The sequence below is a fragment of the Flavobacterium bernardetii genome, from assembly GCF_011305415.1.
Lineage (GTDB): Bacteria > Bacteroidota > Bacteroidia > Flavobacteriales > Flavobacteriaceae > Flavobacterium > Flavobacterium bernardetii.
This window is the reverse complement of the sequence record NZ_JAANOQ010000001.1, coordinates 42,585-67,415: the sequence shown is the minus strand read 5'-3', so window position 1 is coordinate 67,415 and position 24,831 is coordinate 42,585. Positions and strand designations below refer to the sequence as shown.

The window sequence follows — 24,831 nt, the reverse complement described above, 5'->3', positions numbered from 1 at the left end:
ATTTTATTTTAAGGTTAATGCCAAGATGGTAACAACTAATGAAAGTGCCGAAATACCAATTGTTAAGTTGGGACCAACTGCAGAAGAATTCAATTTTGTTTTATTTGGCTCAACGTAAATTACATCATTTTGAGATAAATAATAATTTTTTGAGTTGATAAAATCGGTCTTGGTAATGTCAATTTTTTCGTAAGTTTTCACTCCGTTTTTTTCTCTAATTAATAGTATGCTATTTCTTTTTCCGTATATAGTTAAATCGCCAGCTAAAGCCAAAGCTTCTACTAAAGTAACTCTTTCTCCAGAAATAGAAAACACACCCGGTTTAGCTACTTCTCCTAAAACTGAAACTTTAAAGTTTAACAATCTCACATTTACAATTGGATCTGAAATGTGTCCATTTTTTAAAAGAGCTTTTATTTTATTTGTAGTTTCAATACGTGTTAAGCCACCAACTTTAATCGTTCCCAACATTGGAAATTCTATGTTTCCATCTTGATCAACGATGTAGGCTTGATTTCTTTCTTGCGCGATTATATTTTCTGAATTACCTTGATAAGCAACCGTTTTTAAATTATATGGTGAAGCTGCTTCCGCATTTTCAGAAGAAACAATTATTAATAATTGATCATCAGGTTGTAAAGTTGTTTCAAATTTCACATTCGAATCTAAGTTACCTGTACTATTTAAATACACCATTTTAGAAGGTGATGTACATGAAACTAATGTTATGAAAACTACTAAGAGACAGTATAATTGCTTATTCATTAGGTACTTTTTTTACAAAGATAATTTTTTTACTGATAAATGTTATTTTTCGACTAATTATCGAACTTTTCAAATTTAGAATTTAAACTAACGAACTCAGGTACAATCTGTTTCATTTTAATTACCAATGCATCTGAATTATTTTCTTTTGACAAATCAATCAATTCTAGAATATCTTCATTTAGAGAAATATAATTTTCCGAACTATCTTTTGCAATCATAATTTTTTGATGATACGTTGGTAAAGTTGTTGAAGCGTCTGTCAATAATTCTTCATATAATTTCTCTCCAGGTCTTAAGCCTACAACTTTAATTTTAATTTCCACTTCAGGAATAAAACCTGCAAGTTTTATCATTTTATGGGCTAAGTCTATAATTTTTACGGGGTCACCCATATCAAAAATAAAGATTTCACTTCCATTCCCCATTGTTCCTGCTTCCAATACCAATTGGCAAGCTTCTGGAATGGTCATAAAATATCTTATTATATCCGGATGCGTAATTGTAATTGGACCGCCTGCATTAATTTGCTTAGTAAACAAGGGTACAACCGAGCCATTAGAACCTAAAACATTTCCAAAACGAGTGGTAATAAATTTGGTAGATGATTCGCCCATTTGATCTAAATAAATAGACAAGGACTGCACGTATTTTTCCGCAATACGTTTACTTGCTCCCATAATATTACTAGGATTAACGGCTTTATCTGTAGAAATTAATACGAAACGTTCTACTTTATATTTTACCGCTAAATCTGCTAAATTTTTTGTACCTAATACATTTGTAAAAATGGCTTGATTTGGATTTTTTTCCATTAACGGCACATGTTTGTATGCTGCTGCATGAAATACAAATTCTGGGTTGTATTCTTGAAAAACAACATCTAACTGCTCTTTATTTCGCACATCTGCAATTACTGGAATTATTTCTAAATATACTTGATTTAACTCTAGTGACAACTGATGTAAAGGCGTTTCAGCTTGATCTAATAAAATTATTTTTGAAGGAGAAAAATAAATAATTTGCCTTACTATTTCACTTCCAATAGAACCTGCAGCACCAGTAATTAGCACTACTTTATTAGAAACTTTATTAGAAATATTTATGGTATCTAAAACAATTTCATCCCTATTCAATAAATCTTGAATTTCAAAAGATTTAATTTTTTTAGAAATATTTTTTTGTGAATTCCAATCTGCAATTACAGGAACAGTTAATAACTTAATATTGTTTTCTAAACATTCATCAACCAAAACTAATTGCTCACTTTTAGAAAAGACGTTATTTGAGATAATAAGCACTTTTGCATTTAAATCGGAAAGAATTGTTTTAATATTTTTATTGTGGTAATAAATTGGCAATCCTAAAATCTGTTTGGTAACATTTTTTTTAGAATTATCAGCAAAACCAACCAATTTATATCTTTTTGGGTATTCTGCATTTATGGCATTAGCTAACGAAATGGCATTCGAATCTGTACCATAAATAACAATATTCTCCAAATTATTCTGATTTCCAGCATCAAGATAAACTTGATACACCACTTTTACCACAATTCTAAAAAACAATAAAAAGATGAAGGAAAACAAAAATGTAAGCAACAAAGCGGGCATTAAAAATATTTTAGCGCCTGCTTTATAAAAATGAATATAATTTAAAGCTGATAATGCTAAAAACGAACTAAATGTTGATTTAAATAAGTTGTATCCATCATTTAAAGTAGAATGTCTTATAATTCCTGCATAGGTTTTAAACACAAAAAAGAAAAAAGACTGTGTGGCTAAAATGATTATCGTTCTACTTGTTAAATCAAGTGTATAGTAATATTTGAACGTTAATAGAGAAATTAAAAAATACGTTACAACATTAGCGAAAATGACAATAAAAATATCAATAGAAAAAATAATCCATCTTGGTAAATAACCAAAATGCAGCATCTTATCTTTTAAGAATACTTCTGAAAATATAGATTTATTAGATGTTTTATTGTTTTTCACTGTTAAAATTTGGGTTACAAATGTAATAAAAACCAATCAAACATTGTGATTTTATTAAGTAAAGAAATCATCAATTACATTTGAAATTCTTGCTCTGTCTGAATCGGTTAAATTAGAACCTGAAGGCAAACACAAACCCTTTTCAAATAAGCTTTCTGAAACTTTTTCACCATAATAAGGTGCATTCTCAAAAACGGGTTGTAAATGCATGGGTTTCCATAACGGTCTTGTTTCGATATTCTCGGCTTCGAAAGCTAATCTTAAAGCTTCTCTTTGCTCGAAAGATTTTAATAAAATGGCAGATAACCAATGATTCGAATAAAAATCAGAATTAGGTTCAGTTAATATTACTACATCATTAATCTTGGAAAAAATCTCGCTATAAAATTGATGATTCGCTCTTCTAAGATTAACATGTTTATCTAAAATTTCCATTTGTCCACGACCAATTCCAGCACAAATATTACTCATTCGGTAATTATAACCAATTTCTGAATGTTGGTAATGTGGTGCATTGTCTCTGGCTTGAGTAGATAAAAAAACCGCTTTGTCTTTTAATTCTTTCGTATGTGTTACCATTGCTCCACCACCAGAAGTGGTAATAATTTTATTTCCATTGAAAGACAAGACTGATATATCTCCAAAAGTACCACATTTTTGATTTTTGTACGAACTTCCTAAAGCTTCTGCGCTATCTTCTAAAATTGGAATTTCGTATTGATTGGCAATGGCTCTTATTTCATCCATTTTCGCTGGCATTCCGTATAAATGAACTGGTATAATAGCTTTTGGTTTTTTACCTTTTGAAATCCTATCTTTTATAGCTTCTTCTAAAGCAATTGGGCACATATTCCAAGTATCCATTTCGCTATCAATAAAAACGGGAGTCGCTCCTAAATAGGCAATTGGATTGGCTGAAGCCGAAAAAGTCATCGATTGACAAATCACTTCATCTCCAGGTTTTACATCTAACAAAATTAAACCTAAATGCAAAGCGGCAGTTCCAGAACTTAAAGCACCAACAAAAACATTTTGATTTAAATATTTTTCTAAATCAATTTCAAAATTATTCACATTCGGACCTAAAGGCGCAACCCAATTGGTATCAAACGCTTCATTAACATATTTTTGTTCGGTTCCACCCATATGTGGCGACGATAACCATATTTTTTCTTGTTGCATTACGAATGAAATTTTATAGGTTTAGCAGGAATTCCCACAGCTGTACAATTTTCTGGAAGAGATTTTGAAACCACTGCTCCTGCTCCAATTGTAGTGTTTTTTCCAACCGAAACTTGATTGATTATTTTCGCTCCAGTTCCAACATAAACGGCTTCTTCTAAAACAACTTCACCTGAAACATTTACTCCTGGCATTAACGAAACGAAATCTTCTAAAACAGTATCATGACCAATTGTACAAGCTAAATTTAGCGTTACATAATCTTTAATTGAAATGTTACACGTAATTATATTTCCTGCGCAAATGACAGTTCCTTTTCCAATTGAAACTTCGTCATTACCAATTAATACTGAAGGATGGATTAAGGTTTCAAAACTGATATTTTGATTTTCGACTAAACCCACAACATTCTTTTTATAAACTGGATTACCCAATGCTAATGCCACAGAAATCTCTTCAGAAACAGTATTCAAATCTGAAACTTTTCCTAAAACAGGAAAACCATTTATTAAAATCCCTTCTTCTTTTCCATCATCGTAATACCCGATGAAAGTATATTTTGGTGAAACAACATTGATTTGATCGATAAGCATTTTCACTTCTCTACCAAAACCGCCTGCTCCTATTATTGCAATTTTTTTCATATTTGGGGGGTTAATATGGTTAATATTGTCCTTGAAATGGTTCTATTGTGGCAGCGTCTTCTGCTGAAATCCCTTCGCTGATTAGTACTTTTTTAACCGTCAAGAAAAGGATTTTCAAATCTAACCAAAAAGAAACATTATTGACATAAAAAACGTCTAATTCAAATTTTTTATCCCAAGAAATAGCATTTCTTCCATTTACTTGAGCCCAGCCTGTAATTCCAGGTTTTACGTTATGCCTTTGGTTTTGAAACTCGTTATACAAATGTACGTAATCTGTTAGCAAAGGTCGTGGACCAATAATACTCATATCGCCTTTAATAACATTTATTAGTTGCGGAATCTCATCTAAAGATGTTTTTCGTACAAAACTTCCAACAGTAGTTAATCTTTCCGAATCGTGTAATAATTTTCCTGAAGCATCTTTTTTATCATTCATAGTTTTGAATTTGATAATTGAGAATACTTGGCATTTTTTTCCAGGACGACGTTGAATAAAAAACGGTTTTCCTTGATTCGCAAAAAACAACAAAACAGTAACCAATAGAAACACCGGCAATAAGATGATGAATCCTATTACGGCAAGTATAAAATCTAAAATTGGTTTTACTGTTTTTGAATACATATTACTTTTTACTTGGCTCTTTTAACTTTTTACTTTTTACTTGGCTCTTTTTACTTTTTACTTGGCTCTTTTTACTTGGCTCTTAACAACTTCATAACTATGTTTTGGCGTCACATGATTTACAAAATAGTGATACCCATTTTCTCCCATTTGTTTACAAAGTTGCGGATTTGAACGCAATAAATCAATTTTTTCTTTGATTAGATTCGGTTCGTTTGATGGAGCCCAAACCCCGGCTTTCACTTCATCTTGAATGATTGTTCCGTAATCTGTATTTACATCAATTGCTGCTAAAACAGGAATTTTTGCATTGAAATAACTTAACGATTTAGATGGAATATTCGGAATGGTGAAATTTTCGTGGAGAGAAATTAAACCACAATCGGCCACCGAAATAATATTTTGATAATCATCACGTGGTAATGAATTCTTAATTACAACGTTTTGAATGTTCTTCTCATTAATTAATTTTTCGATTTTCGCTTTCTCCGTTCCTTGTCCGACTATGAAAAATAACACTTTATCTTCTGGTTGAAACAATTCGGCTACAGCCAAAATATTTTCTAACTTTTGAGGCAAACCAATATTTCCACCGAAAATTATAACGAAGTTATCATCAAAATTATATTTTTTTCTTAAAGCAACTTTATCATCAGAAAACTGTGGAATTTCTTTTTGCCAATTCGGTAATAAATGTAATTTTTCGGTTTTTACTGTCGGATTATGTTTAATTACATAATCGATATTTCCTTGTGACATACAACCAATTTCATCAGCCACTTCGTATAATAAATGTTCTTTTTTTCGGAAGAAATTGTATAGCATTCCGCCTTTCTTCATCATACCTAAATCGACAGCATTTTGAGGAAAAATATCTCTTAAAATTAAATACAGTTTCGATTGATATTTCTTTTTTAACCAACTTGCTACATCAATCAAACTAATTGGTGGTGTTGGCATTATGATTAAATCTAAAGAATCCGACTTAAAATATTTTTTGATGGCTTTTTTATATTGATACGGCAAAAGCACATTTGCTATTCCTTTTTGAATTGGGTTTACGTTTAATAACGGAAGTGTTTTTACTCGGATAACATGAATTCCTTCTTCCTCATTTAAACCGACTTCATTTTCATTTACTGTTGGTGCCACCACAAAAACTTCATGACCTTGATCACGAAATTCTTCCATTAAATCGGTATATAAATTACTCGAATTTGGAATTTTCGGATAAGCCAGAGCTAAGAAAAGAATTTTACTGTTTGGTTTCACGAAATGTTTTTTATTTCACGCAGATTGAAAGGATTTATGGATTCTTTACTTTGTGCGTAATTTTGAATTTGAATTAATTTTACTCTAAAATGAAGAATTTATAATGATTTTACTTCATACTCAAAGCTGAACACTGCTAACTATTTTTTACTCCAAACCACTCGATTCACATAATCGGTATAACTCAAGATAATTCGAACCATTTTTACAGAAACATTTGGCATAGAATAATCGGCTACTGGGCGGAAATTTCTTTCTGCACCTGTTTTTTGCGTTTGTAATTGTACTAAACCTTGCATGATTCTTTCTGGCGAAAGTCCGACCATCATTACTGATGCTTCTTCCATAGCTTCTGGTCGTTCGTGTGCTTGACGAATATTTAAGGCTGGAAAATTCAATATTGAAGATTCTTCCGAAATCGTTCCGCTGTCTGATAAAACAGCAAAAGCATTCATTTGTAAGGCGTTGTAATCGTTGAAACCCATTGGTTTTAAAAACTGAACTTCTTCACGAACTTTTACATTTTCACTTTCAATTTTATTTCGAGTTCGAGGATGTGTACTTACAATAATAGGAAATTTATAGTGTGCTGCAATTTGATTCAAACTTTCAATTAAACCATTAAAATTATCAGGATTATTGATGTTTTCCTCACGATGTGAAGACACCAAAAAATATTTCCCTTTTTCTAATTTTAGAGTAGACAGAATTTCTGATGCTTGAATATTTGGTAAATAATGATTCAGAACTTCAAACATTGGCGAACCCGTTTTGATAATTCTATCCGCAGGTAAGCCTTCACGAAGTAAATATTCGCGGGCAATATCGCTATAAGTCAAATTTACATCGGAAATATGATCTACAATTTTACGATTCGTTTCTTCAGGAACTCTTTGATCAAAACAACGGTTTCCAGCTTCCATATGGAAAATAGGAATTTGACGTTTTTTAGCAGGAATCGCACACAAACAACTGTTCGTATCACCTAAAACTAAAAACGCATCTGGTTGAATTTCTTCTAAAAGCGGATCAATCTTAATTAGAATTTGTCCAACAGTTTCTGTTGCGGTTTTTCCAGCAGCATTTAAGAAATAATCGGGTTTACGAATACCTAAATCGTCAAAAAATATTTGATTTAATTCGTAATCGTAATTTTGACCTGTATGAACAAGTATATGTTCAATAGCTTCAGAATCATCTAATGCTGACATCACACGTGACAAACGAATAATTTCTGGACGAGTTCCTACTACAGTTATAAGTTTTAGTTTTTTCATTTTTATTATATTTCACGCAGATTAAAAGGATTTATGGATTCTTTACATTGTGCGTAATATTGTTTTTATTTTTATTTCACGCAGATTGAAAGGATTTATGGATTCTTCACTTTGTGCGTAATATTGTTTTTATTTTTATTTCACGCAGATTGAAAGGATTTATGGATTCTTCACTTTGTGCGGAATATTATTTTTATTTCACGCCGATTGAAAGGATTTATGAATTCTTTACTTTGTGAGTAATATTGTTTTTATTTTTATTTCACGCCGATTGAAAGGATTCATGGATTCTTTACTTTATCCGTAATTTATATTTTATTATTCAAAAAAATTATTTACTATTCTTTTGGTGTTCAAATTTATATTATCAGTATTGAAATTCACTAATATACCAATAGGAATTTCTGATAATTTTAAATAGGTTACAACTTGTTTATAATGAACTTTTGATATTTCCTCAACAGACTTAAGTTCAATTAACACGCTGTCTTCAACTAAAATATCAATTCTAAAAGCGACATCCAAAAGAACATCATCATAGTGAACCGCTAACTCAACTTGATTTTTAACTTTTAATCCAGCTTTACTTAATTCATAAAGCAACGCTGCTTCATAAACAGATTCAAATAATCCTGGTCCTAAATTATTATAAACATTAAAAATGCAACCTCTAATTTTATATGTGATATCGTTTTCTTCCATATTTTTCATTTTACACGTGGCTTATATAAATTTTGTCTTTACTAAATCTTAAAAATTACGCACAATAAAAAAAATCCTTTTTATCCTTTCAATCCGCGTGAAAATTAAATTTTAAACTTCTTCAAAATACGTATCTGCATCATTTGGATTGAAGAATTCGTTTATCCAAAAATTGGTATACAAAATATCATCACCAATATTTTTAATGTTATGTGTGTACCAAATTGGCATATCCACATAAGCAGGTTCGTCTCCATTTAATTCAAAATTTAAAACTTCATCCGTTCCAATTTTTCTCAATTGAATTAAAGCTTTTCCTTTGATCACTGCAAAACGTTCAATTTTTCTGGTGTGATAATGATTCCCTCTAGTTATTCCTGGTTTAGTTGTGGAAAAAGAAACTTGTCCGCCAACTTCTAATCGAATAATTTCAACAAAACTTCCTCTATCATCTGTATGTTGCATCAATTTTACTGGATAATGAGTGGCAATATCCATATAACATCTAAAAGTGTTGAATAAATTTAATTCGAAAACTGATGGTAAAGTCGGAATGCTTCCTTTATCTTGATATTCTGATTTATACTGTTGCAATATTGCTAAAATTTCAGAAACTTTCTTTTCAGAAGTATGTTGAATTTCTAGTTTTGATTGATGATTTTTTGTTCTAATTTGTGCGATAATTTCTTGAACCAATTCGCCAACGTAAATCAATTTTAAATCGCCATCCACATCAATTTTTGGTGTTTCATTATGAGAAACTTGATGACAAAATGTGGCGACAACCGAATTATAAAAAGGTTTTCCGAAAGGTCCGAAAACGTTTGGAATAATTAAACCTGTGAAAATTCCATGATTTTTCTCAGCCCAATTCGCAATTAATTCTCTACCTTCTTTTTTTGATTTTCCGTATAAATTATCACGTTCTTCCTGACTTGAAGAGGAAAGTAAAACATGCGGTTTTGAGTTTGTTCGTTCTAAAGCATTAACTAATTTCTGAACTAAATTTACATTAGTTTCATAAATTACATCTTGACTTTCATGACGATTCATAGCTGCTAAATGCACAATGACATCGCACTGAGAAACAAAATGATCTAATTCCTTATCATTCTCAAAAAAGTCACGTTTAAATTCTACACGTAAAAACTCATCAGGAAATAAACCTAATGTATAGTATAAATGTTTGCCAACGAAACCGTCTTGACCTGTAATACCAACTTTAATCATTATAAATCAAAATATTTATTGATTTCTTCTCCGTAGATATCTTTTCTGATTAAAGGCAATTTCAACAATAACTGTTTCATTTCCTCAACGTCCAAAATATCTGTATTATGAGAATGATATTCATCTAATTCGGTTAGTTTTATATCACCTTCTGAAAAATATTGTTCGTAATTTAAATCTCTGTTATCTGCTGGAATTCTGAAATAATTACCACAATCTTCCGCTTTCACCATATCTTCCCGATTGACTAAAGTTTCGAATAATTTTTCACCATGACGTGTACCAATAATTTTTATTTCTGTGTTAGAATTGTATAGTGAATTTAAAGCTTTTGCTAAAACTTCAATGGTACAAGCTGGAGATTTTTGCACGAATAAATCGCCTTGATTACCGTTTTCAAAAGCATACAGAACCAAATCTACCGCGTCTTCTAACGTCATCATAAAACGCGTCATATTTGGGTCGGTAATAGTAATTGGTTTACTAGCTTTAATTTGATCTATAAATAAAGGAATTACCGAACCACGAGAAGCCATTACATTTCCGTAACGAGTTCCACAAAAAATAGTTTTGCTATCGTCTAAGTTACGAGATTTGGCTACCATCACTTTTTCCATCATCGCTTTAGACATTCCCATCGCGTTGATTGGATAAGCGGCTTTATCAGTACTTAAAACTACTACTTTTTTGACTTCATATTTTTCAGCAATAGTTAGCACATTATCCGTTCCGATAATATTCGTTTTCACTGCTTCCATTGGAAAAAATTCACAAGAAGGCACTTGTTTTAATGCAGCTGCGTGAAAAATATAATCGACACCTTTTATGGCAGCATCAATACTATGCACATCACGAACATCACCAAGGTAAAATTTGACTTTATTGTTGTTGACTTTCTTTCGTAAATCATCTTGCTTTTTTTCATCACGACTTAAAATTCGGATTTCTTTAAAATGGTCGGTATGTAAAAACTGACTTAAAACAGCATTCCCAAAAGAACCTGTTCCGCCAGTGATTAATAATATTTTGTCTTTAATTTGCATCTTTTGATGTGATTATTTGTAAATATTTTTGAGCTCTAACTTTCGCCGTATCAAAGGTTTTAAGTTGTTCTAAGCCATTTTCAATAAGTTGTTTTTGTAAAGATTTATTCGAAGCTAAATCTACAATTTTATTAGCAATATCTTCCGCATCTGTCGCGTCAAAACAAGAAGCAGCGTTTCCGCAAATTCCTGTTGCAAACGACAAATCTGATGTTAATATTGGTTTTTGCATGAACATAGCTTCACAATACGATGCTGAAAAACATTCTAACAATGTGGGTAAAAATAAGAAATCGCATTGAGAATATAAGTTTGGACATTGTTTAATTGTCACTTTTCCTAAAAATTCTATATTATCATTTAAAGTATCTGATTCCAAAATTCCGAATTCGTTTTTATCAATGGTTAGAAAAAACTTGAATTGGAACTCAGGAAAATTCTCTTTTAAAACTGGAATTACTTTTTTAATTATTGCTAAGTTTTTATGTGGATAATTGGCAGATATAGTCAGTAATTTAATGGTTTCTTCCGATTCATTAATCACTATTTTTTTATCCCAAAGCGATTCGTTTTCAAAAATTTGATTGTAATAATTAGTAACCGTGAACACTTTTTGCGTTACTTTTTCTTGTAGAATTTTAGTTACATCAGCACTTTCTGTAATTAAACCTTCATTATTATTTCTAAAATCAAACATATGGAAAAACTCCATTGCTTTTAATTTTAACTTTTGAAAAAATGAAATCTGATTAAAATACGGAGAATCTTTATAAATATAATCTGGTTTAGCAAAACCGCAAATATGTTTGGCTTTTGGTTGCCAGTATGTGGGTCCGAAAATCGAAAAAACTACTTCTGGATTGTATTTATCTTCAATATCTGACAGAAATTTATCGTTACCATTTAAGGCTTTTAACGCAGATGGTTGTATCGAATAATGAAAAAATTTAAAGTTATCTGGAAATTCAGATTGGTTGATTTGATATTTTAAAAAATCGGATAAAACCACAATAAATTGGTGTTCCACATTATTTTTAATTTCATATAAAAACGAATGTGCGACTTGCAAACCTCCACCAACTTTTAAATTGGAACAATTAATTAGGATTGTCATTTTACTGGAATTGGTTTTTTAATAAAATATAAAATCATGATAGGCAGGTAATTTAAAAATGGAAATAAAATTAAAGAAATCATTCCATCTCTCCAAACTTGAAAAAGAACCATATTAAAAAGCAATAATAATAAGAAACCTTTGTGTTTAGCAGGTAAATTAGAATACGAATTATATAAAAAGGAATAAAAACGGCCAACCAATAACGAAATTAAAAATACGCCAATATATCTGAAATTGGCATAGGCTTCTCCACTTATTAATGAAATTTGTCCCATTTCACCAAAATCTCTACCAGTAATTGAAATGTCATGTTGCCATTGATTTAAAATGGGTTTTTCTGGCCATAAACTTCTAGGTACAAAAAAGAAAAAAATAGGTTCATAGGTTTTTCCATAAAATATTTTATCTTTTATATCAATGGCGCCAATCATTCCAGCACTTTGTTCAATAAATGACATATCACCAGATTCTCCTTCTGTAAATTCATCAAAAGAATCTTGTATCACTTCAGAAAAATTAATCTTTCCTGTTTCTTGATAAGCTTTTCCAACTTCTTTTAATGGAAAACTAAATAAGATAAAAACAAAACCTAAAATGTAATATTTAAAAGGCGGCATTTTTAGATTTATCGTTTTCAAATAATACATCAACACGAACAAAAGTGCTAAAATTACTCGAAATCTGTTTTCTCCTTGTAAAGAATAAAAGACAATTAATAGTCCAAAATAAATCAGATAATATTTTTTGAATCCTTTTTCGTATAACAAAACTATAGCTGAAATAATACCTAATCCAGTCATCATATTAGAAAATGTGGAATAATCTGCAGCTTCAACATCTCTATCAGCAATGGAACGATACGTTGCAATTCCTATTAAACCTACAATAAAAATGGCAATTAAATAATAATTAATTCGTTTGGGTTTGGCGTCTTTTATGTTGCTATATTTTTTTAATAATTGGTTTCCGTTCTTTTTAAACTTACTCACAAATAAATTGAAACCGATAAAGAAAGCCACTAATGAAATGTCTGCAATAAAAATGGCTTTATCAATTTCTTCTAAAGTTATATAAGTAGCATACCATTTATTTGAAATGATTTTTGTTCCAAAAAAGAAGATTTGAATTCCTTTAAATGTGACGAAGAAAACATGAATAAACAAATAGATTAAGCACGAATTTAGCATATTCAATTGCTTCTCTTTAACTAAATAGATTGAAAGAAGAAGTACAATAAATAGGTCTAAATAGATACTCATTTATATTTTTTGAAGTTGTTGAATGAAGTTAAATGCAACGTTTTCTATATCAAAATTTGTTTTTACATTTTCATACGAAAATATACCATTTTTTTGTTCCACAAAATTTTTGATACTATGAAACGCTTTTTCAAATGTATCAAAATTTATTCCATTCATAATCACGCCATTATTTCCAATTACAATTTCGTTGCAATTTCCTGCAAATTTGGTTGTTAAGATGGGTAATTTCGCAAAACTTGCTTCAATTAAAGTTAATGGATTTGGATCATTTTTGGTTAAAAGCAGAAAAACATCTGACGCAAATAATAATTCTCTGACCATTTCTTTAGATTGATTTCCTAGAAAATGAATAGTAGAATCTGATTGAGTTTTCTGAATTAATTCGTTTTTAAGAGCACCTTCGCCAACTAAAACCAAATGATAGTTTTCCTTATTTGAAAGTTTCTTCCAAAATTCCACAATTTCATTTATACCTTTTCTGTCTTCAATTTGAGCTACTTGAATGATTATTTTTGAATCAAATGGAATATTAAATTTTGATTTTATAGTATTTGAATGGACTTCATTCCAAGTATCAGGTTTTGTAAAAAAATCACCATCAACTGTGTTAGGTAAAATTACAATGGGTTTCTTGTTTAATCCTAATAATTCGAAAAGATAGCTTTTACTTCTTTCGTTGGGCACGGCGAAACCATCAAATTTATTTTGAATGAATTTTCTAATCATTGGAATAATTCCGCTTTTATGTAACATACTTCCATCATGTCCTTCGCTCCAAAATAGTTTCTTATACTTTTTATTGAAAAAAGAATTGAAAAGTAAACTAAATACAACCGTTGGCATATTCCAAGAACCTGCGTATAAAATATAATCTGGTTGAAATGCTGCAGTTTTTTTTATAACAGAAGGATTAAAATGTAAATGCAAACCTTTGATGTTTTTATGAAAACCATTTAGAATTTCATAATCGAATTGTTGTTCTTGTAAATTAATTTTCCAATGTCTATCTGGTTCACTTTTCGCACAATACAAAACCTTTAAATTGCCGCCAATTTTTCGCAACTGCGCTTGTAAAACATTAAAAAATGCAATACGATACGGTGTTGGAATATTTGTGACAATTAGTATTTTCATTAAGAAAGAGATTGAATATGCGTTACAAAATCGTTTCTGAATTTCTCCCAAGAATATACTTTCGCTTTTTCATAAGAGGCTTTTCCCATGGTTTGTGCGAAAGAAAAATCAGATTGCAATTTTTCTAAACTTTCTTTTATAGCTTGAATATCTCTAATTGGTGTTACAAAACCGTCAACTTCATTTTCAATAATATCAATTGCTGCAGTGTTTTCAGTAGCGATTACAGGAATTCCAGTTGCCATGGCTTCTAAAATCACTTGTCCGAAACCTTCTAAAATGGATGGTAAAACAAAACAATGCGCTTTATGTAATTCATCTTGAAGTTTTTCGTGTGGCACATCAATTACAACATGAATTGGGAAATTATAATTCTGAATTAGTGTTTCATCATAAATTCCTCTGGTAACAATGGTCAATTCCACGTTAATCATTTCGGCTAACGCATCTAACAAATAGGTAATTCCTTTTCGTTGATTTAAACTTCCGATAAAAATTACTTTAAAATTTTCTGATTGTTTTCTTTCCGAAAAAGTAAATTTACTAGTATCCACTCCGTATGGAATGACTTTAATTTTATCTTCAGAAATTCCTTTAAAAGTCAATGATTTTTTAGTTAATGAACTCGCACAAAGAAAATGAGTTGCCAATTTTACTTCTCTAGATAATACTTCTAATTCTAAATTTGACAAGGAAAATTCGTATTCTTGATTCAACGTTTTTGTTGCTTTTGGATTCAATTGCATTTCTTCAAGAAACAATTCTTTTACAAAATCGGCCTGTGGATGAAATTGAAATAAAATTTTTGGTTCCACCGAATTATTCAAAAAAGCGTGGTAAGCACAAGTGTTTACTGCAATAATTGGCACATTATTTTTTTGACTTAATGCTTTAGCTTTTTCGCCTAATACATACCCTTTTTTTAAATCGAATTTAATGTTTTTTGTAAAAGAAAATAAGATTTGATAAAACATTGCTCGTTTAGAAATTATCACCTTATTTGATGGCAAACCTGTTTTATATCTTTTATGTAAACTTGAAGTCAATCCGAAAAAATTAGCAAACGATAAAAACCATTTTTTATCTAATGGAAAATAAGCTTCCGTGACTAATGCAAATAATAAATCAGATTCTGCCAATGCTAACGCAACCTGATAATCATCACGTTTACCGGCATGAACTACTATATATTTTTTATTGGAATTATTCTGCATCTAGGTATCTTTTACCAATTTCTTTTGCTGGAACACCACCTACAATTACATGTTCATTTACATCTTTATTTACAACAGCACCAGCAGCAATTACAGCATGATCTTTTATTTCGACATGGCATAATACTATAGCATTTGCACCTATCCATACATGGTCTCCAATTATAGCTTTTTTTTGTTCTATTTTATCATAAAAATGTGGATGTGTAGAGATTTTATTTAAAGGATGTTCGTCTAAGCCAATTTTTACATCTGGAGCTAGGGAACAATATTCACCAATAATAGCATTATTTATATTCACGTTATAACCATAAGTAAAAACTCCAATTTTAGCATTTTCAGTAATGATTGAGTGCCCAGAAAAAACACAACCTTTAGCTATTTTTGCTTTTCTTGAAACATTACAAGAAAATGTTATTCTAACACCTTTCGCATTCCAAAATAAATAAGAAAGTACTCTTTCAAAAAAAAGCAATAAATCGGACACTATGGATTTTATTAATTTCATTTATTTTCTTTTAGCAACAATGTTTGAACCATATTGCTCTAAAATTTGATATCCTAAAAATTCAATTCTTGCTTTTAAAGCTTCAACTGAAATCAATTTATTTTCAATTATAATAGGATGCAATTCAATAATCAATAATGGAATAGCATTAAAAACAGCATTATCTTCACTTAGTACAAAATATTCGGCACCTTCAATATCAGAAACTAAAACAAATTCTGAAAAATTATATTTTTTAATCAATAAAGATAACGAAGTCATTTGATTAGATTCCGAAGTTGTTTTTGAAATTTTCCCCATGGTATTATCTTCACCAGGAATGAATTCGTAACCTGAAGCACCAATAATTTCATTAAAACAATTCGCATTTGTTATGTTATTAATTTTGAAATTATTTTCAATGATAGGAATAAATCGCTTATCCGCTTCAAAAGAATACAAAGTAGCTTTAGGATTGGCTTTGGCTAAAGTGGAAGAAACGACACCAATACTTGCACTTAATTCTACTATTGTTCCATCGTAATCTTTTAAATATTTAGAAATAAAACGTACTTCAGCACTTTCGTAGGTTTTAAAATATAAAGATGCCGCGATTCTTTTTCTAATTACAGGATTTGAAATATCAATTCTTAAATTATGAAAAGGAATTTTATTTGAGAATAAAATAGAAATTAGTTTTCCAGAAAAATCGTTAACTAGAATTTTAGCAACTAATAATTTAATTTTTAGAATCATCAATTATCGTTTTGTATGTTAAAAACAAAGTTAGACAATAAAGAATTGAATATATAGGATATGCTAAAATAATCATTTTTAATTCTGGGAAATTTGTAATAAAATAGTAGTTTGAAACAACGTAAATAAGAGTGAAAATGATTTCAAAAAATATCATAATCTTAGTTTTAGCTCGACTCAATAAAACCATCGACAATAACATTTTTGCGATTAAAAAAACATCGCCAAAAACTTGAAAAACTAGTATTTCATTTATTGGTAAAAACTTATTTGATAACACTAAAGGAATTATAAAACTCTTTAATAGTAATAAAAGTAAACCTGCAATAATTGTAACAGAACCAAAAACTTTAAGAGCAAAATTTAATTCACTTTTAACTTCTTGTGAATTTGTAACGCTACTAATTTTCGGAAAAAAATAAACGCCAATAGCGCTCGAAATTAGTAGTAAATACATACTTGAGATTCTGTTGGTTCCTTCCCAAATTCCGGCAGAATCAATTCCTAATTTATCAATAATTAGGTTTCTTACTAGGATTTGTGCAAAAGGAAAACAGAAGGCACTCACAATAACATATAAAGAAAAGTGAGATAGTTTTTTTACGATGGTTTTATCAACATGAAAAGCTATAGTTTCTCTCCATTGTACAGATTTGCTATAAAACAAACTTACAAAAAAGATGATTGTTTGCGTTAAAACATAAGCCAAAAGTGCGCCATCAATCCTATAGAAATAGACCAAAAAAACGGTTAGTAAAACACTAATTATACTAGCAAAAATATTTATAATTACATATTTTTTAAAATACTGCAATCCTGAAATTACGGATAAAATAAAATTATTAATTGCAATAAAAGGCGTTCCAATGGCGATAAAATAAAGCAACCATTTGTATTTTAAATCGTTAAAAACGAAAAGAGTCAATTGATTTTGGAAAAGAAAAAATCCAATTAAAACCACAACTGAAAACAGTAAATTGATGGTAAAAGAAGTATCAATTACTTTTTTAAGTTGTGGTTTATCGTCTTTGAATTCACCGGTTAGTTTTACAATTCCTGTTCCTGTTGCTGCAGTAGAAACTTGTATTAAAATTGTAATAAAATTAGTTAACTGACCTAGCATGGCTACACCGGCTGGACCAGTAAAAACAGCCAAAACTTTTGCAGAAATAAAGGTTGCTACAATTTTTATAAAGGTAGAAATTGAAGTAAATGAAGAAACTTTTATCAACTGTGAATTGAGCAGGAATTTAATTTTTGCTTTCAATAGATTTGGGATGTATTAAAATTAAAAATCTATAATCTTCCGTCAACTTCAGCTGTAAGGAAACCTTTTACATCATAAACAACATTATTACTTTTTGTTAATGAACTGATATCAAGATCGTTAAAAACGTCATGAGAAACGCCTAAAATTACGGCATCAAATTGAGATACTGGTAACGTTTTAGTTGTAACAATTCCGTATTCATGAAGTACTTCTTCAGGTTTTGCCCAAGGATCGTAAATGGTGATATTTATTCCGTATTCTTTTAAAGCGTGAACGATATCTACAATTTTTGTGTTTCGTACATCTGGACAATTTTCTTTGAAAGTAACTCCTAAAAGCAATAATTCTGCTTTATGCAAAACGATTTCTTTTTTAATCATTAGTTTCACAACTTCAGACGCAACATATTCGCCCATACTATCATTCATACGACGACCCGCTAAAATAATTTCTGGATGATAACCCGCTTCCATTGCTTTTTGAGCCAAATAATAAGGATCAACACCAATACAATGTCCGCCTACTAAACCAGGTTTAAAAGGAAGGAAATTCCATTTTGTACCAGCAGCTTCTAACACATCTTGTGTATTAATATCTAGAATATTGAATATTTTTGCTAATTCATTTACGAATGCAATATTAATATCACGTTGTGAATTTTCTATAACTTTTGCTGCTTCCGCAACTTTAATTGTTGGAGCTAAATGCGTTCCGGCAGTAATTACACTATTGTATAAAGCATCAACTTTTTTTCCAATTTCTGGAGTGGAACCTGCGGTAACTTTTAGAATTTTATCTACAGTATGTTCTTTATCTCCTGGATTGATTCTTTCTGGAGAATAACCTGCAAAAAAATCAACATTAAATTTAAATCCTGATAATTTTTCTAAAACGGGTACACATTCTTCTTCTGTTACACCTGGATAAACAGTTGATTCGTAAATCACAATATCTCCTTTTTTTAAGACTTTCGCAACAGTTTCACTCGCTTTATAAAGTGGAGTTAAATCGGGTTTATTGTGTTTATCAACTGGAGTTGGAACCGTCACGATATAATAATTACAATCGGCTATGTCTTCTAATTTATTTGAACAATGTAAATAATTAGTCGTCAATTGTGAATTATGCTTTTTTAAAACCGATTTCAATAAATCTTCTTCAACTTCTAACGTTAAATCGATTCCGTTGTTTAATTCGGAAATTCTTTGTTCATTAATATCAAAACCAATTACAGGATACTTCGTGGCAAATAATCTTGCTAACGGAAGTCCAACATATCCTAAACCAAGTATGGCAAGGCGAATTGGTGATTGGGTGATTTGATGATTTGGCGACATTAAATACTCCATTTTTCGGGTTCAACAATCATTTTTACTAACATTCCTAATACCATATCGTATTGTTTATAAATCTCATTATAGAATTCATTATCTACATATTCACATTCTAATGCAAAATCTAACCAAACTTGAGTTTCGGCAGCTTCTGCTTCACAATCAGATAATTTAGACACAAAATTCTTTGGATATCTTCTTTTTCTAAATGCTTCTGCTAAATTAGCGCAAACGGAGCGAGAACTTCTTCGAACTTGATCTGTCAATGAATATTTTTCTTCAACAGGAAAACTTTTCGAAACTTTATAAATTTTCATACTTAACTCAAAAGCCAATTGAAAAACTCTTAAATCTTTATGCGTACTAATTTTTGCCATTCTTTTATCAATTTTTCAATCTCAAAATCTCTTTTTCAAAGTCTCCTCTTCCCAAAGTCTCCACTTCTCAAAATCTCCCTTTCTCAAAATCTCCACTTCTCAAACTCTCCACTTCTCAAACTCTCCCCTTCTCAAACTCTCCCCTTCTCAAAGTCTCCCCTTCTCAAAGTCTCCCCTTCACAAAGTCTCCCCTTCACAAAATCTCCCTTTCTCAAAATCTCCCCTTCTCAAACTCTCCTCTTCTCAAAGTCTCCCCTTCTCAAAGTCTCAAATCTAACTCCCAATTGCTTGGTAAATAAATCCAATTTTTTCTAATTCAGCTTTGTTCAATAAGTTTCTACCATCAAAAACGAATGCTGGTTTTAACATATTGTCATATATTTTTTGCCAATCGTAAGTTTTAAACTCATCCCATTCTGTTAAAACGGCAATAGCATGTGCATTTTCACAAGCTTTGTAGCCATTATCTTCAATAGAAATATATTTTTTATTCTCAGCATCAGAGCGAGTTTCTAAATAATTTAAATCGAAATGAATTTGATCTGCTTCTACTTTCGGATCGAAAACAGCAATATTTGCTTGCTCGCTAATTAAATCATTGGCAACATAAATCGCGGCTGATTCACGAGTATCATTAGTGTCTTTTTTGAAAGCCCAACCTAAGAAAGCAATTTTTTTACCTGAAACGGTATTATATAAAGTACTTATAATATTTTTTGAGAAACGACGTTTTTGGTGGTCGTTCATAATAATTACTTGTTCCCAATAGTCGGCCACTTCGTTTAATCCGTAAGATTTTGCGATGTATACTAAATTTAAAATATCTTTTTGGAAACAAGAACCTCCAAAACCAACAGATGATTTTAAGAATTTTGAACCAATTCTACTATCTAAACCAATTGCTTTTGCCACTTCATTTACATCAGCACCTGTTTTTTCGCACAATTCGCTCATCGCATTGATTGAAGAAACACGCTGAGCTAAGAAAGCGTTTGCCGTTAATTTTGATAATTCTGAAGACCAAACATTAGTGGTTAAAATATTATCTCTGTTTACCCAATTGGCATACACCTCAACTAATTTATTGATGGCTACTTGTCCTTCTGGAGTAGTGTCGCCACCAATAAGCACTCTATCTGGAGCAAATAAATCTTCAATTGCTGTTCCTTCTGCTAAGAATTCTGGGTTAGATAAGATTTGAAAATTTACACCGTTTCCTGTATGATCTAAAATATCTTTAATTGCTTGAGCTGTTCTAACTGGTAAAGTAGATTTTTCAATAACAATCTTATCTGTTTTAGCTACACGAGCAATTTGTCTGGCACATAATTCGATATATTTCAAATCAGCAGCCATACCTTTTCCAACACCATATGTTTTTGTTGGTGTATTTACAGAAATGAAAATCGCATCAGCTTCGTCAATTGCTTTATCTACTTCAGTTGAAAAGAATAAATTTCTTCCTCTCGCTTCACCAACAACTGCGTCTAAACCTGGTTCATAAATAGGTAATAAACTTAAATCTTCATTATTCCAAGCGTTTATTCTATCTTGATTTAAATCGACAACTGTAACTTTAATATGTGGACATTTTTGAGCAATTACTGCCATTGTAGGTCCACCTACATATCCTGCGCCTATGCAACAAATATTTTTAATCATTTTATTCTTTTTTTAAATTTTTCCAATACCAATCAATTGATTCTTTCAATCCATCTTTAATAGAATATTTCGGATTATAGCCTAATAATTCTTTCGCTTTATCAATACTTGCTAAAGAATGAGGAATGTCTCCTCCTCTATTTGGGCCGTAAATACAAGAAACATTTTCAATCTCAGAATCGTATGGTAGTAGAAATTCTTTTATATATTTTATTAATTCGTTTAAAGTTGTTCTTTCTCCAAAAGCGGTATTATAAACTTGGTTTATCGCTTCTGAATTTTGAGCCTGCAAAGCTAATTCATTCATTTGAATTACATTGTCTATATAGGTAAAATCTCTAGAATAATTCCCATCACCATTAATTATTGGACTTTCGTGATTTATAAATAATGAAATAAATTTCGGGATTACAGCCGCATAAGCTCCATTTGGCGTTTGATGACGTCCGAAAACATTAAAATATCTTAATCCGATAGTTTCTATTCCGTATGTTTTACTAAAAACATCGGCGTATAATTCGTTTACATATTTAGTGATTGCATATGGCGACAAAGGCTTCCCAATAACATCTTCCACTTTAGGTAATGCTTCAGAATCACCATAAGTTGACGAACTTGCGGCATAAACAAAACGTTTTATATTCGCTTCTTTGGATGCTTGTAACATATTTAAAAAACCCGAAACATTGACTTCATTTGAAGTAATTGGATCATTAATAGAACGAGGCACACTTCCTAAAGCCGCTTGATGCAAAACATAATCTGCTTTTTCAACTGCTTTTTTACAAGTTTCAAAATCTCTAATATCACCTTCAATTAAAGTAAAATTTGGATTATTTAAAAACCCATCAATATTATGCTTAAATCCTGTTGAAAAATTATCCAAACAAACAATTTGGTTATTATTTTTCAAAAAGTACTCGCACAAGTTAGAGCCTATAAATCCGGCTCCACCAGTAATAACTATTTTTTTATTTTGAATTGAATTTTGCATTTAGATTATGAATTTTTCTTTTTAGAGAAATTAAGCATATCTAAAAATTTTTCTTTTCTTGTTTTTGGCTTTTTTTCTTCTTCATAATACGCTCCATAACCATAACCGTATGCTCCATAACCATACCCGTAACCATACCCGTAACCATATTTGGCTTTATTTTGGAAACCATTGAAAATAATACTCACATTTTTCAACTCACCACGTACGTGTTTTTCATTAACTACTGAAAGCATTCCGCGTTTTGTATAAGCTTGTCTGACCACATATAAAGTAGCATCAGCAAAATGAGATAATTCTAATGCGTCTGAAACCAGACCAACTGGAGGTGTATCTAAAATAATGTAATCATATTTTGTTTTTAAATCGTCGATTAATTCTCCCATGGCATCACTCATTAATAATTCTGAAGGATTTGGAGGAATTGGTCCAGAGGTAATAATATCTAAATTTGGAATGTGCGATTTATATACGATTTCATCGACTGTTTTTTGCCCAACTAAATAATTTACTACTCCTAAATTATTATCTACTTTGAAATCTCCAAAGATTTTAGGTTTTCTTAAATCTAAACCTACAATTACCGTTTTCTTTTCGCTTAACGCAAAAACAGTTGCTAAATTTATAGAACAAAATGATTTACCTTCTCCAGAAATTGACGAAGTTAGCATTAAGATTTTAGTTCCTTCAACATTATGTTTCTTGGACAAAAACTGTAGTGAGGATCGAATTGCCCTAAAAGATTCTGCTAATGGTGATTTTGGTTTTTCGAATACTGATAAGTTATTTTCGGTATTTTTCTTACCAATAACTCCGATAATAGGAATTTTTGTTAATTGTAAAATTTCTTGAGTTGTATTGATATTTGTGTCAGATAACGCAATAATTAAAACATATAAAAACGGCAAAAAGAAACCAACAATTATGGCTAAAACATAATTTATAGAACGTTTTGGACCTCTGAAACCACCACCAACATCTTTTGCAGAATCGATAAATTCGATATCAGAAACACTTGCTGCTTTTACAATATCAGCTTCACTTCTTTTTTCTAAAAATGTACTATAAATTTTTTCCTTTAAATCGTACTTTCTAGAAATATTAATATAATCTTGCTCTTTTTCAGGTAATTGACTTATTGACCCTTCTGCTTTGTTTATTTTTCCGTTGATAATTCTTAAGTCAACAGATAAAGCATTTTTTGAACTTTCAATATTATTTAAAAGTACTTTTTTTATCGATTCCATTTGAGAATCTAATTCTTTATATAAATTTTGATTCTTAACCGTAAATGTTTTTTCTGCTCTTTCAATAGACAACTGAATTAATCTTGAAACATTTGAAATTACATTAGGATCTTCAATTCCAGCAACTGCAGGTGCTGGTAATTTAGAATAATCTGTATTTTTTTCTAAATAGCTTTTAAGAAAATTATAAAAGGCTAATTTTCGTTTAACATTATCTTGCTCCAAATCTAAACTTGAAATTTCATCTGAAAGTTTAACGCCACCGCCTTCTAATTCATAGACATTTGTGCTTTTTCTAAAATTCTTTAAATCGGATTCTGTATTTTTAAGCTGTCCTTCAATTACATTTAGAGTACTATCAATAAATCGGATTGTGTTTACTGCAAAAAGGTTTTTACTTTGTAATTCGTTTTCTCTTAATATATCGACTGTAGAATTTAAATACTCCACTAAACGCGCTTTATTAGAACCTTGCATATCCAATATAATAACAGAAAGTGCTTTCACATCTGTATTTACACCTATTCCTCTATAAGCGCCTACAGCTCCATTAAAATCAATAAATTGAATAAAAATATCTTCATTAAGATTTAGAGGTTTTGAAGAATCTAAAGTAATTTGCCCATTAAAAAAAGGAAGATTAATTTCTTGGTTAAATTTAAATTTACTTAAAAATTTTTTGCCAGGTGTTTTTACAACGCTTGTTGAATAATCACTATAATGGTACAACATGACTTCTTTAGCTTCACCAAAATCAACTTCAAATTCAAACTCTGTATTTGAAACTGGTTTAATTCTAATATGCGTATTGGCTAATTGACCTCTTTGTTTATTTATTACTGCCTTAAATGGAATGGATCCATAAGCATCTGAATAAAAATAATCTCCTTTTCTTAAGTAATTAATATAATATTGTAATTTATCAACAACTTTTTCATTGTGCGTTCTAGAGCGTAAGGTTGTGATTACTGTCTGTACCTTATCTGAAGTTCCACCCCAATTGAAAGTTAAACTAGTATTATTAGAAAACATAGGATTACTATCATCTTTTACAACAATTGAAGCATCCATTCCGAAAATACTTTCTTTTCTAATATTTACATGATATGCCCAATACATTGCAATTGACATAGAAAGCAAAAATATTTTCCAATGTCCAAGCAATTTTACTAAAAATGCTTTTACATCAAAACTTGCTCCTTCACTTATTAATTTTATATCTTTAGTATCGAACATAGTA

Annotated in this window: 22 protein-coding genes; all 22 read right to left on the bottom strand. The window is 30.3% G+C overall.

Annotated features, from left to right (window positions below):
* Positions 1–3: 3 nt before the first annotated feature.
* The 22 genes from G6N05_RS00310 to G6N05_RS00205 all read right to left on the bottom strand — a co-directional run bounded on the left by G6N05_RS00310 (position 4) and on the right by G6N05_RS00205 (position 24,827).
* The gene (locus tag G6N05_RS00310; protein ID WP_166124570.1) at positions 4–765 is read right to left on the bottom strand and encodes a polysaccharide biosynthesis/export family protein; all 762 of its coding nucleotides are present in this window, start codon (positions 763–765) and stop codon (positions 4–6) included.
* A 53-nt stretch (positions 766–818) separates the two neighbouring features.
* Positions 819–2,762 carry a polysaccharide biosynthesis protein gene (locus G6N05_RS00305; protein WP_317167472.1) on the bottom strand — a complete coding sequence of 648 codons (1,944 nt, stop codon included), beginning with the start codon at positions 2,760–2,762 and terminating at the stop codon, positions 819–821.
* A gap of 54 nt (positions 2,763–2,816) precedes the next feature.
* The gene (locus tag G6N05_RS00300) at positions 2,817–3,944 is read right to left on the bottom strand and encodes a DegT/DnrJ/EryC1/StrS family aminotransferase (protein ID WP_166124569.1); all 1,128 of its coding nucleotides are present in this window, start codon (positions 3,942–3,944) and stop codon (positions 2,817–2,819) included.
* Positions 3,944–4,588: an acetyltransferase gene (locus G6N05_RS00295; protein WP_166124568.1), complete on the bottom strand. Its 645-nt coding sequence runs from the start codon at positions 4,586–4,588 to the stop codon at positions 3,944–3,946. Before G6N05_RS00295 ends, G6N05_RS00300 begins: the two co-directional genes overlap by 1 nt.
* Positions 4,589–4,607: 19 nt before the next feature.
* Positions 4,608–5,213: a sugar transferase gene (locus G6N05_RS00290; RefSeq protein ID WP_166124567.1), complete on the bottom strand. Its 606-nt coding sequence runs from the start codon at positions 5,211–5,213 to the stop codon at positions 4,608–4,610.
* 57 nt (positions 5,214–5,270) lie between these two features.
* Positions 5,271–6,485, bottom strand: coding sequence for a glycosyltransferase family 4 protein (locus G6N05_RS00285; protein ID WP_166124566.1), 1,215 nt, complete (start codon positions 6,483–6,485; stop codon positions 5,271–5,273).
* A gap of 140 nt (positions 6,486–6,625) precedes the next feature.
* The gene (gene wecB, locus G6N05_RS00280) at positions 6,626–7,762 is read right to left on the bottom strand and encodes a non-hydrolyzing UDP-N-acetylglucosamine 2-epimerase (RefSeq protein ID WP_166124565.1); all 1,137 of its coding nucleotides are present in this window, start codon (positions 7,760–7,762) and stop codon (positions 6,626–6,628) included.
* Positions 7,763–8,080: 318 nt separating this feature from the next.
* Positions 8,081–8,464 carry a GxxExxY protein gene (locus tag G6N05_RS00275; protein ID WP_166125408.1) on the bottom strand — a complete coding sequence of 128 codons (384 nt, stop codon included), beginning with the start codon at positions 8,462–8,464 and terminating at the stop codon, positions 8,081–8,083.
* A gap of 111 nt (positions 8,465–8,575) precedes the next feature.
* A complete protein-coding gene (locus G6N05_RS00270; protein WP_166124564.1) occupies positions 8,576–9,694 on the bottom strand; it encodes a polysaccharide biosynthesis C-terminal domain-containing protein in 1,119 nt (372 codons plus the stop codon).
* Entirely contained in the window at positions 9,694–10,737 is a 1,044-nt protein-coding gene (locus G6N05_RS00265; protein WP_166124563.1) for a polysaccharide biosynthesis protein, read from the bottom strand. Before G6N05_RS00265 ends, G6N05_RS00270 begins: the two co-directional genes overlap by 1 nt.
* A complete protein-coding gene (locus G6N05_RS00260; protein WP_166124562.1) occupies positions 10,727–11,851 on the bottom strand; it encodes a glycosyltransferase in 1,125 nt (374 codons plus the stop codon). Before G6N05_RS00260 ends, G6N05_RS00265 begins: the two co-directional genes overlap by 11 nt.
* Complete coding sequence (gene wzy, locus G6N05_RS00255; protein ID WP_166124561.1) at positions 11,848–13,113, bottom strand: O-antigen polysaccharide polymerase Wzy; 1,266 nt, start codon at positions 13,111–13,113, stop codon at positions 11,848–11,850. The genes G6N05_RS00260 and wzy overlap by 4 nt, the downstream gene beginning before the upstream one ends.
* Complete coding sequence (locus G6N05_RS00250; protein WP_166124559.1) at positions 13,114–14,250, bottom strand: glycosyltransferase family 4 protein; 1,137 nt, start codon at positions 14,248–14,250, stop codon at positions 13,114–13,116. It lies immediately after the preceding gene.
* Positions 14,250–15,464: a glycosyltransferase family 4 protein gene (locus tag G6N05_RS00245; protein WP_166124557.1), complete on the bottom strand. Its 1,215-nt coding sequence runs from the start codon at positions 15,462–15,464 to the stop codon at positions 14,250–14,252. Before G6N05_RS00245 ends, G6N05_RS00250 begins: the two co-directional genes overlap by 1 nt.
* The gene (locus tag G6N05_RS00240) at positions 15,454–15,972 is read right to left on the bottom strand and encodes a DapH/DapD/GlmU-related protein (RefSeq protein ID WP_166124555.1); all 519 of its coding nucleotides are present in this window, start codon (positions 15,970–15,972) and stop codon (positions 15,454–15,456) included. Before G6N05_RS00240 ends, G6N05_RS00245 begins: the two co-directional genes overlap by 11 nt.
* Entirely contained in the window at positions 15,973–16,707 is a 735-nt protein-coding gene (locus tag G6N05_RS00235; RefSeq protein ID WP_166124553.1) for an FkbM family methyltransferase, read from the bottom strand.
* The gene (locus tag G6N05_RS00230; RefSeq protein WP_166124551.1) at positions 16,691–17,974 is read right to left on the bottom strand and encodes an O-antigen translocase; all 1,284 of its coding nucleotides are present in this window, start codon (positions 17,972–17,974) and stop codon (positions 16,691–16,693) included. The genes G6N05_RS00235 and G6N05_RS00230 overlap by 17 nt, the downstream gene beginning before the upstream one ends.
* Before the next feature lie 29 nt (positions 17,975–18,003).
* Complete coding sequence (locus G6N05_RS00225; RefSeq protein WP_225875106.1) at positions 18,004–19,326, bottom strand: nucleotide sugar dehydrogenase; 1,323 nt, start codon at positions 19,324–19,326, stop codon at positions 18,004–18,006.
* The gene (locus G6N05_RS00220) at positions 19,314–19,688 is read right to left on the bottom strand and encodes a four helix bundle protein (protein WP_166124549.1); all 375 of its coding nucleotides are present in this window, start codon (positions 19,686–19,688) and stop codon (positions 19,314–19,316) included. Before G6N05_RS00220 ends, G6N05_RS00225 begins: the two co-directional genes overlap by 13 nt.
* 273 nt (positions 19,689–19,961) lie before the next feature.
* A complete protein-coding gene (locus tag G6N05_RS00215) occupies positions 19,962–21,350 on the bottom strand; it encodes a UDP-glucose 6-dehydrogenase (protein WP_166124547.1) in 1,389 nt (462 codons plus the stop codon).
* Between the two features lies 1 nt (position 21,351).
* The gene (locus tag G6N05_RS00210; protein WP_166124545.1) at positions 21,352–22,344 is read right to left on the bottom strand and encodes an SDR family oxidoreductase; all 993 of its coding nucleotides are present in this window, start codon (positions 22,342–22,344) and stop codon (positions 21,352–21,354) included.
* Positions 22,345–22,349: 5 nt separating this feature from the next.
* Positions 22,350–24,827, bottom strand: a complete 2,478-nt coding sequence (locus tag G6N05_RS00205) for an exopolysaccharide transport family protein (protein ID WP_166124543.1) — start codon at positions 24,825–24,827, stop codon at positions 22,350–22,352.
* Between the last annotated feature and the right edge of the window lie 4 nt (positions 24,828–24,831).

Coding starts and splice junctions, on each gene's coding strand:
- wecB (WP_166124565.1), bottom strand. CDS start 7,762: ATGAAAAAACTAAAACTTATAACTGTAGTAGGAACTCGTCCAGAAATT.
- G6N05_RS00240 (WP_166124555.1), bottom strand. CDS start 15,972: ATGAAATTAATAAAATCCATAGTGTCCGATTTATTGCTTTTTTTTGAA.
- G6N05_RS00290 (WP_166124567.1), bottom strand. CDS start 5,213: ATGTATTCAAAAACAGTAAAACCAATTTTAGATTTTATACTTGCCGTA.
- G6N05_RS00300 (WP_166124569.1), bottom strand. CDS start 3,944: ATGCAACAAGAAAAAATATGGTTATCGTCGCCACATATGGGTGGAACC.
- G6N05_RS00220 (WP_166124549.1), bottom strand. CDS start 19,688: ATGGCAAAAATTAGTACGCATAAAGATTTAAGAGTTTTTCAATTGGCT.
- G6N05_RS00205 (WP_166124543.1), bottom strand. CDS start 24,827: ATGTTCGATACTAAAGATATAAAATTAATAAGTGAAGGAGCAAGTTTT.
- G6N05_RS00260 (WP_166124562.1), bottom strand. CDS start 11,851: ATGACAATCCTAATTAATTGTTCCAATTTAAAAGTTGGTGGAGGTTTG.
- G6N05_RS00295 (WP_166124568.1), bottom strand. CDS start 4,588: ATGAAAAAAATTGCAATAATAGGAGCAGGCGGTTTTGGTAGAGAAGTG.
- G6N05_RS00265 (WP_166124563.1), bottom strand. CDS start 10,737: ATGCAAATTAAAGACAAAATATTATTAATCACTGGCGGAACAGGTTCT.
- G6N05_RS00225 (WP_225875106.1), bottom strand. CDS start 19,326: ATGGAGTATTTAATGTCGCCAAATCATCAAATCACCCAATCACCAATT.
- G6N05_RS00245 (WP_166124557.1), bottom strand. CDS start 15,464: ATGCAGAATAATTCCAATAAAAAATATATAGTAGTTCATGCCGGTAAA.
- G6N05_RS00210 (WP_166124545.1), bottom strand. CDS start 22,344: ATGCAAAATTCAATTCAAAATAAAAAAATAGTTATTACTGGTGGAGCC.
- G6N05_RS00310 (WP_166124570.1), bottom strand. CDS start 765: ATGAATAAGCAATTATACTGTCTCTTAGTAGTTTTCATAACATTAGTT.
- G6N05_RS00270 (WP_166124564.1), bottom strand. CDS start 9,694: ATGATTAAAGTTGGTATTACAGGTCAAGACGGTTTCGTTGGCAAACAT.
- G6N05_RS00275 (WP_166125408.1), bottom strand. CDS start 8,464: ATGGAAGAAAACGATATCACATATAAAATTAGAGGTTGCATTTTTAAT.
- G6N05_RS00215 (WP_166124547.1), bottom strand. CDS start 21,350: ATGATTAAAAATATTTGTTGCATAGGCGCAGGATATGTAGGTGGACCT.
- wzy (WP_166124561.1), bottom strand. CDS start 13,113: ATGAGTATCTATTTAGACCTATTTATTGTACTTCTTCTTTCAATCTAT.
- G6N05_RS00250 (WP_166124559.1), bottom strand. CDS start 14,250: ATGAAAATACTAATTGTCACAAATATTCCAACACCGTATCGTATTGCA.
- G6N05_RS00235 (WP_166124553.1), bottom strand. CDS start 16,707: ATGATTCTAAAAATTAAATTATTAGTTGCTAAAATTCTAGTTAACGAT.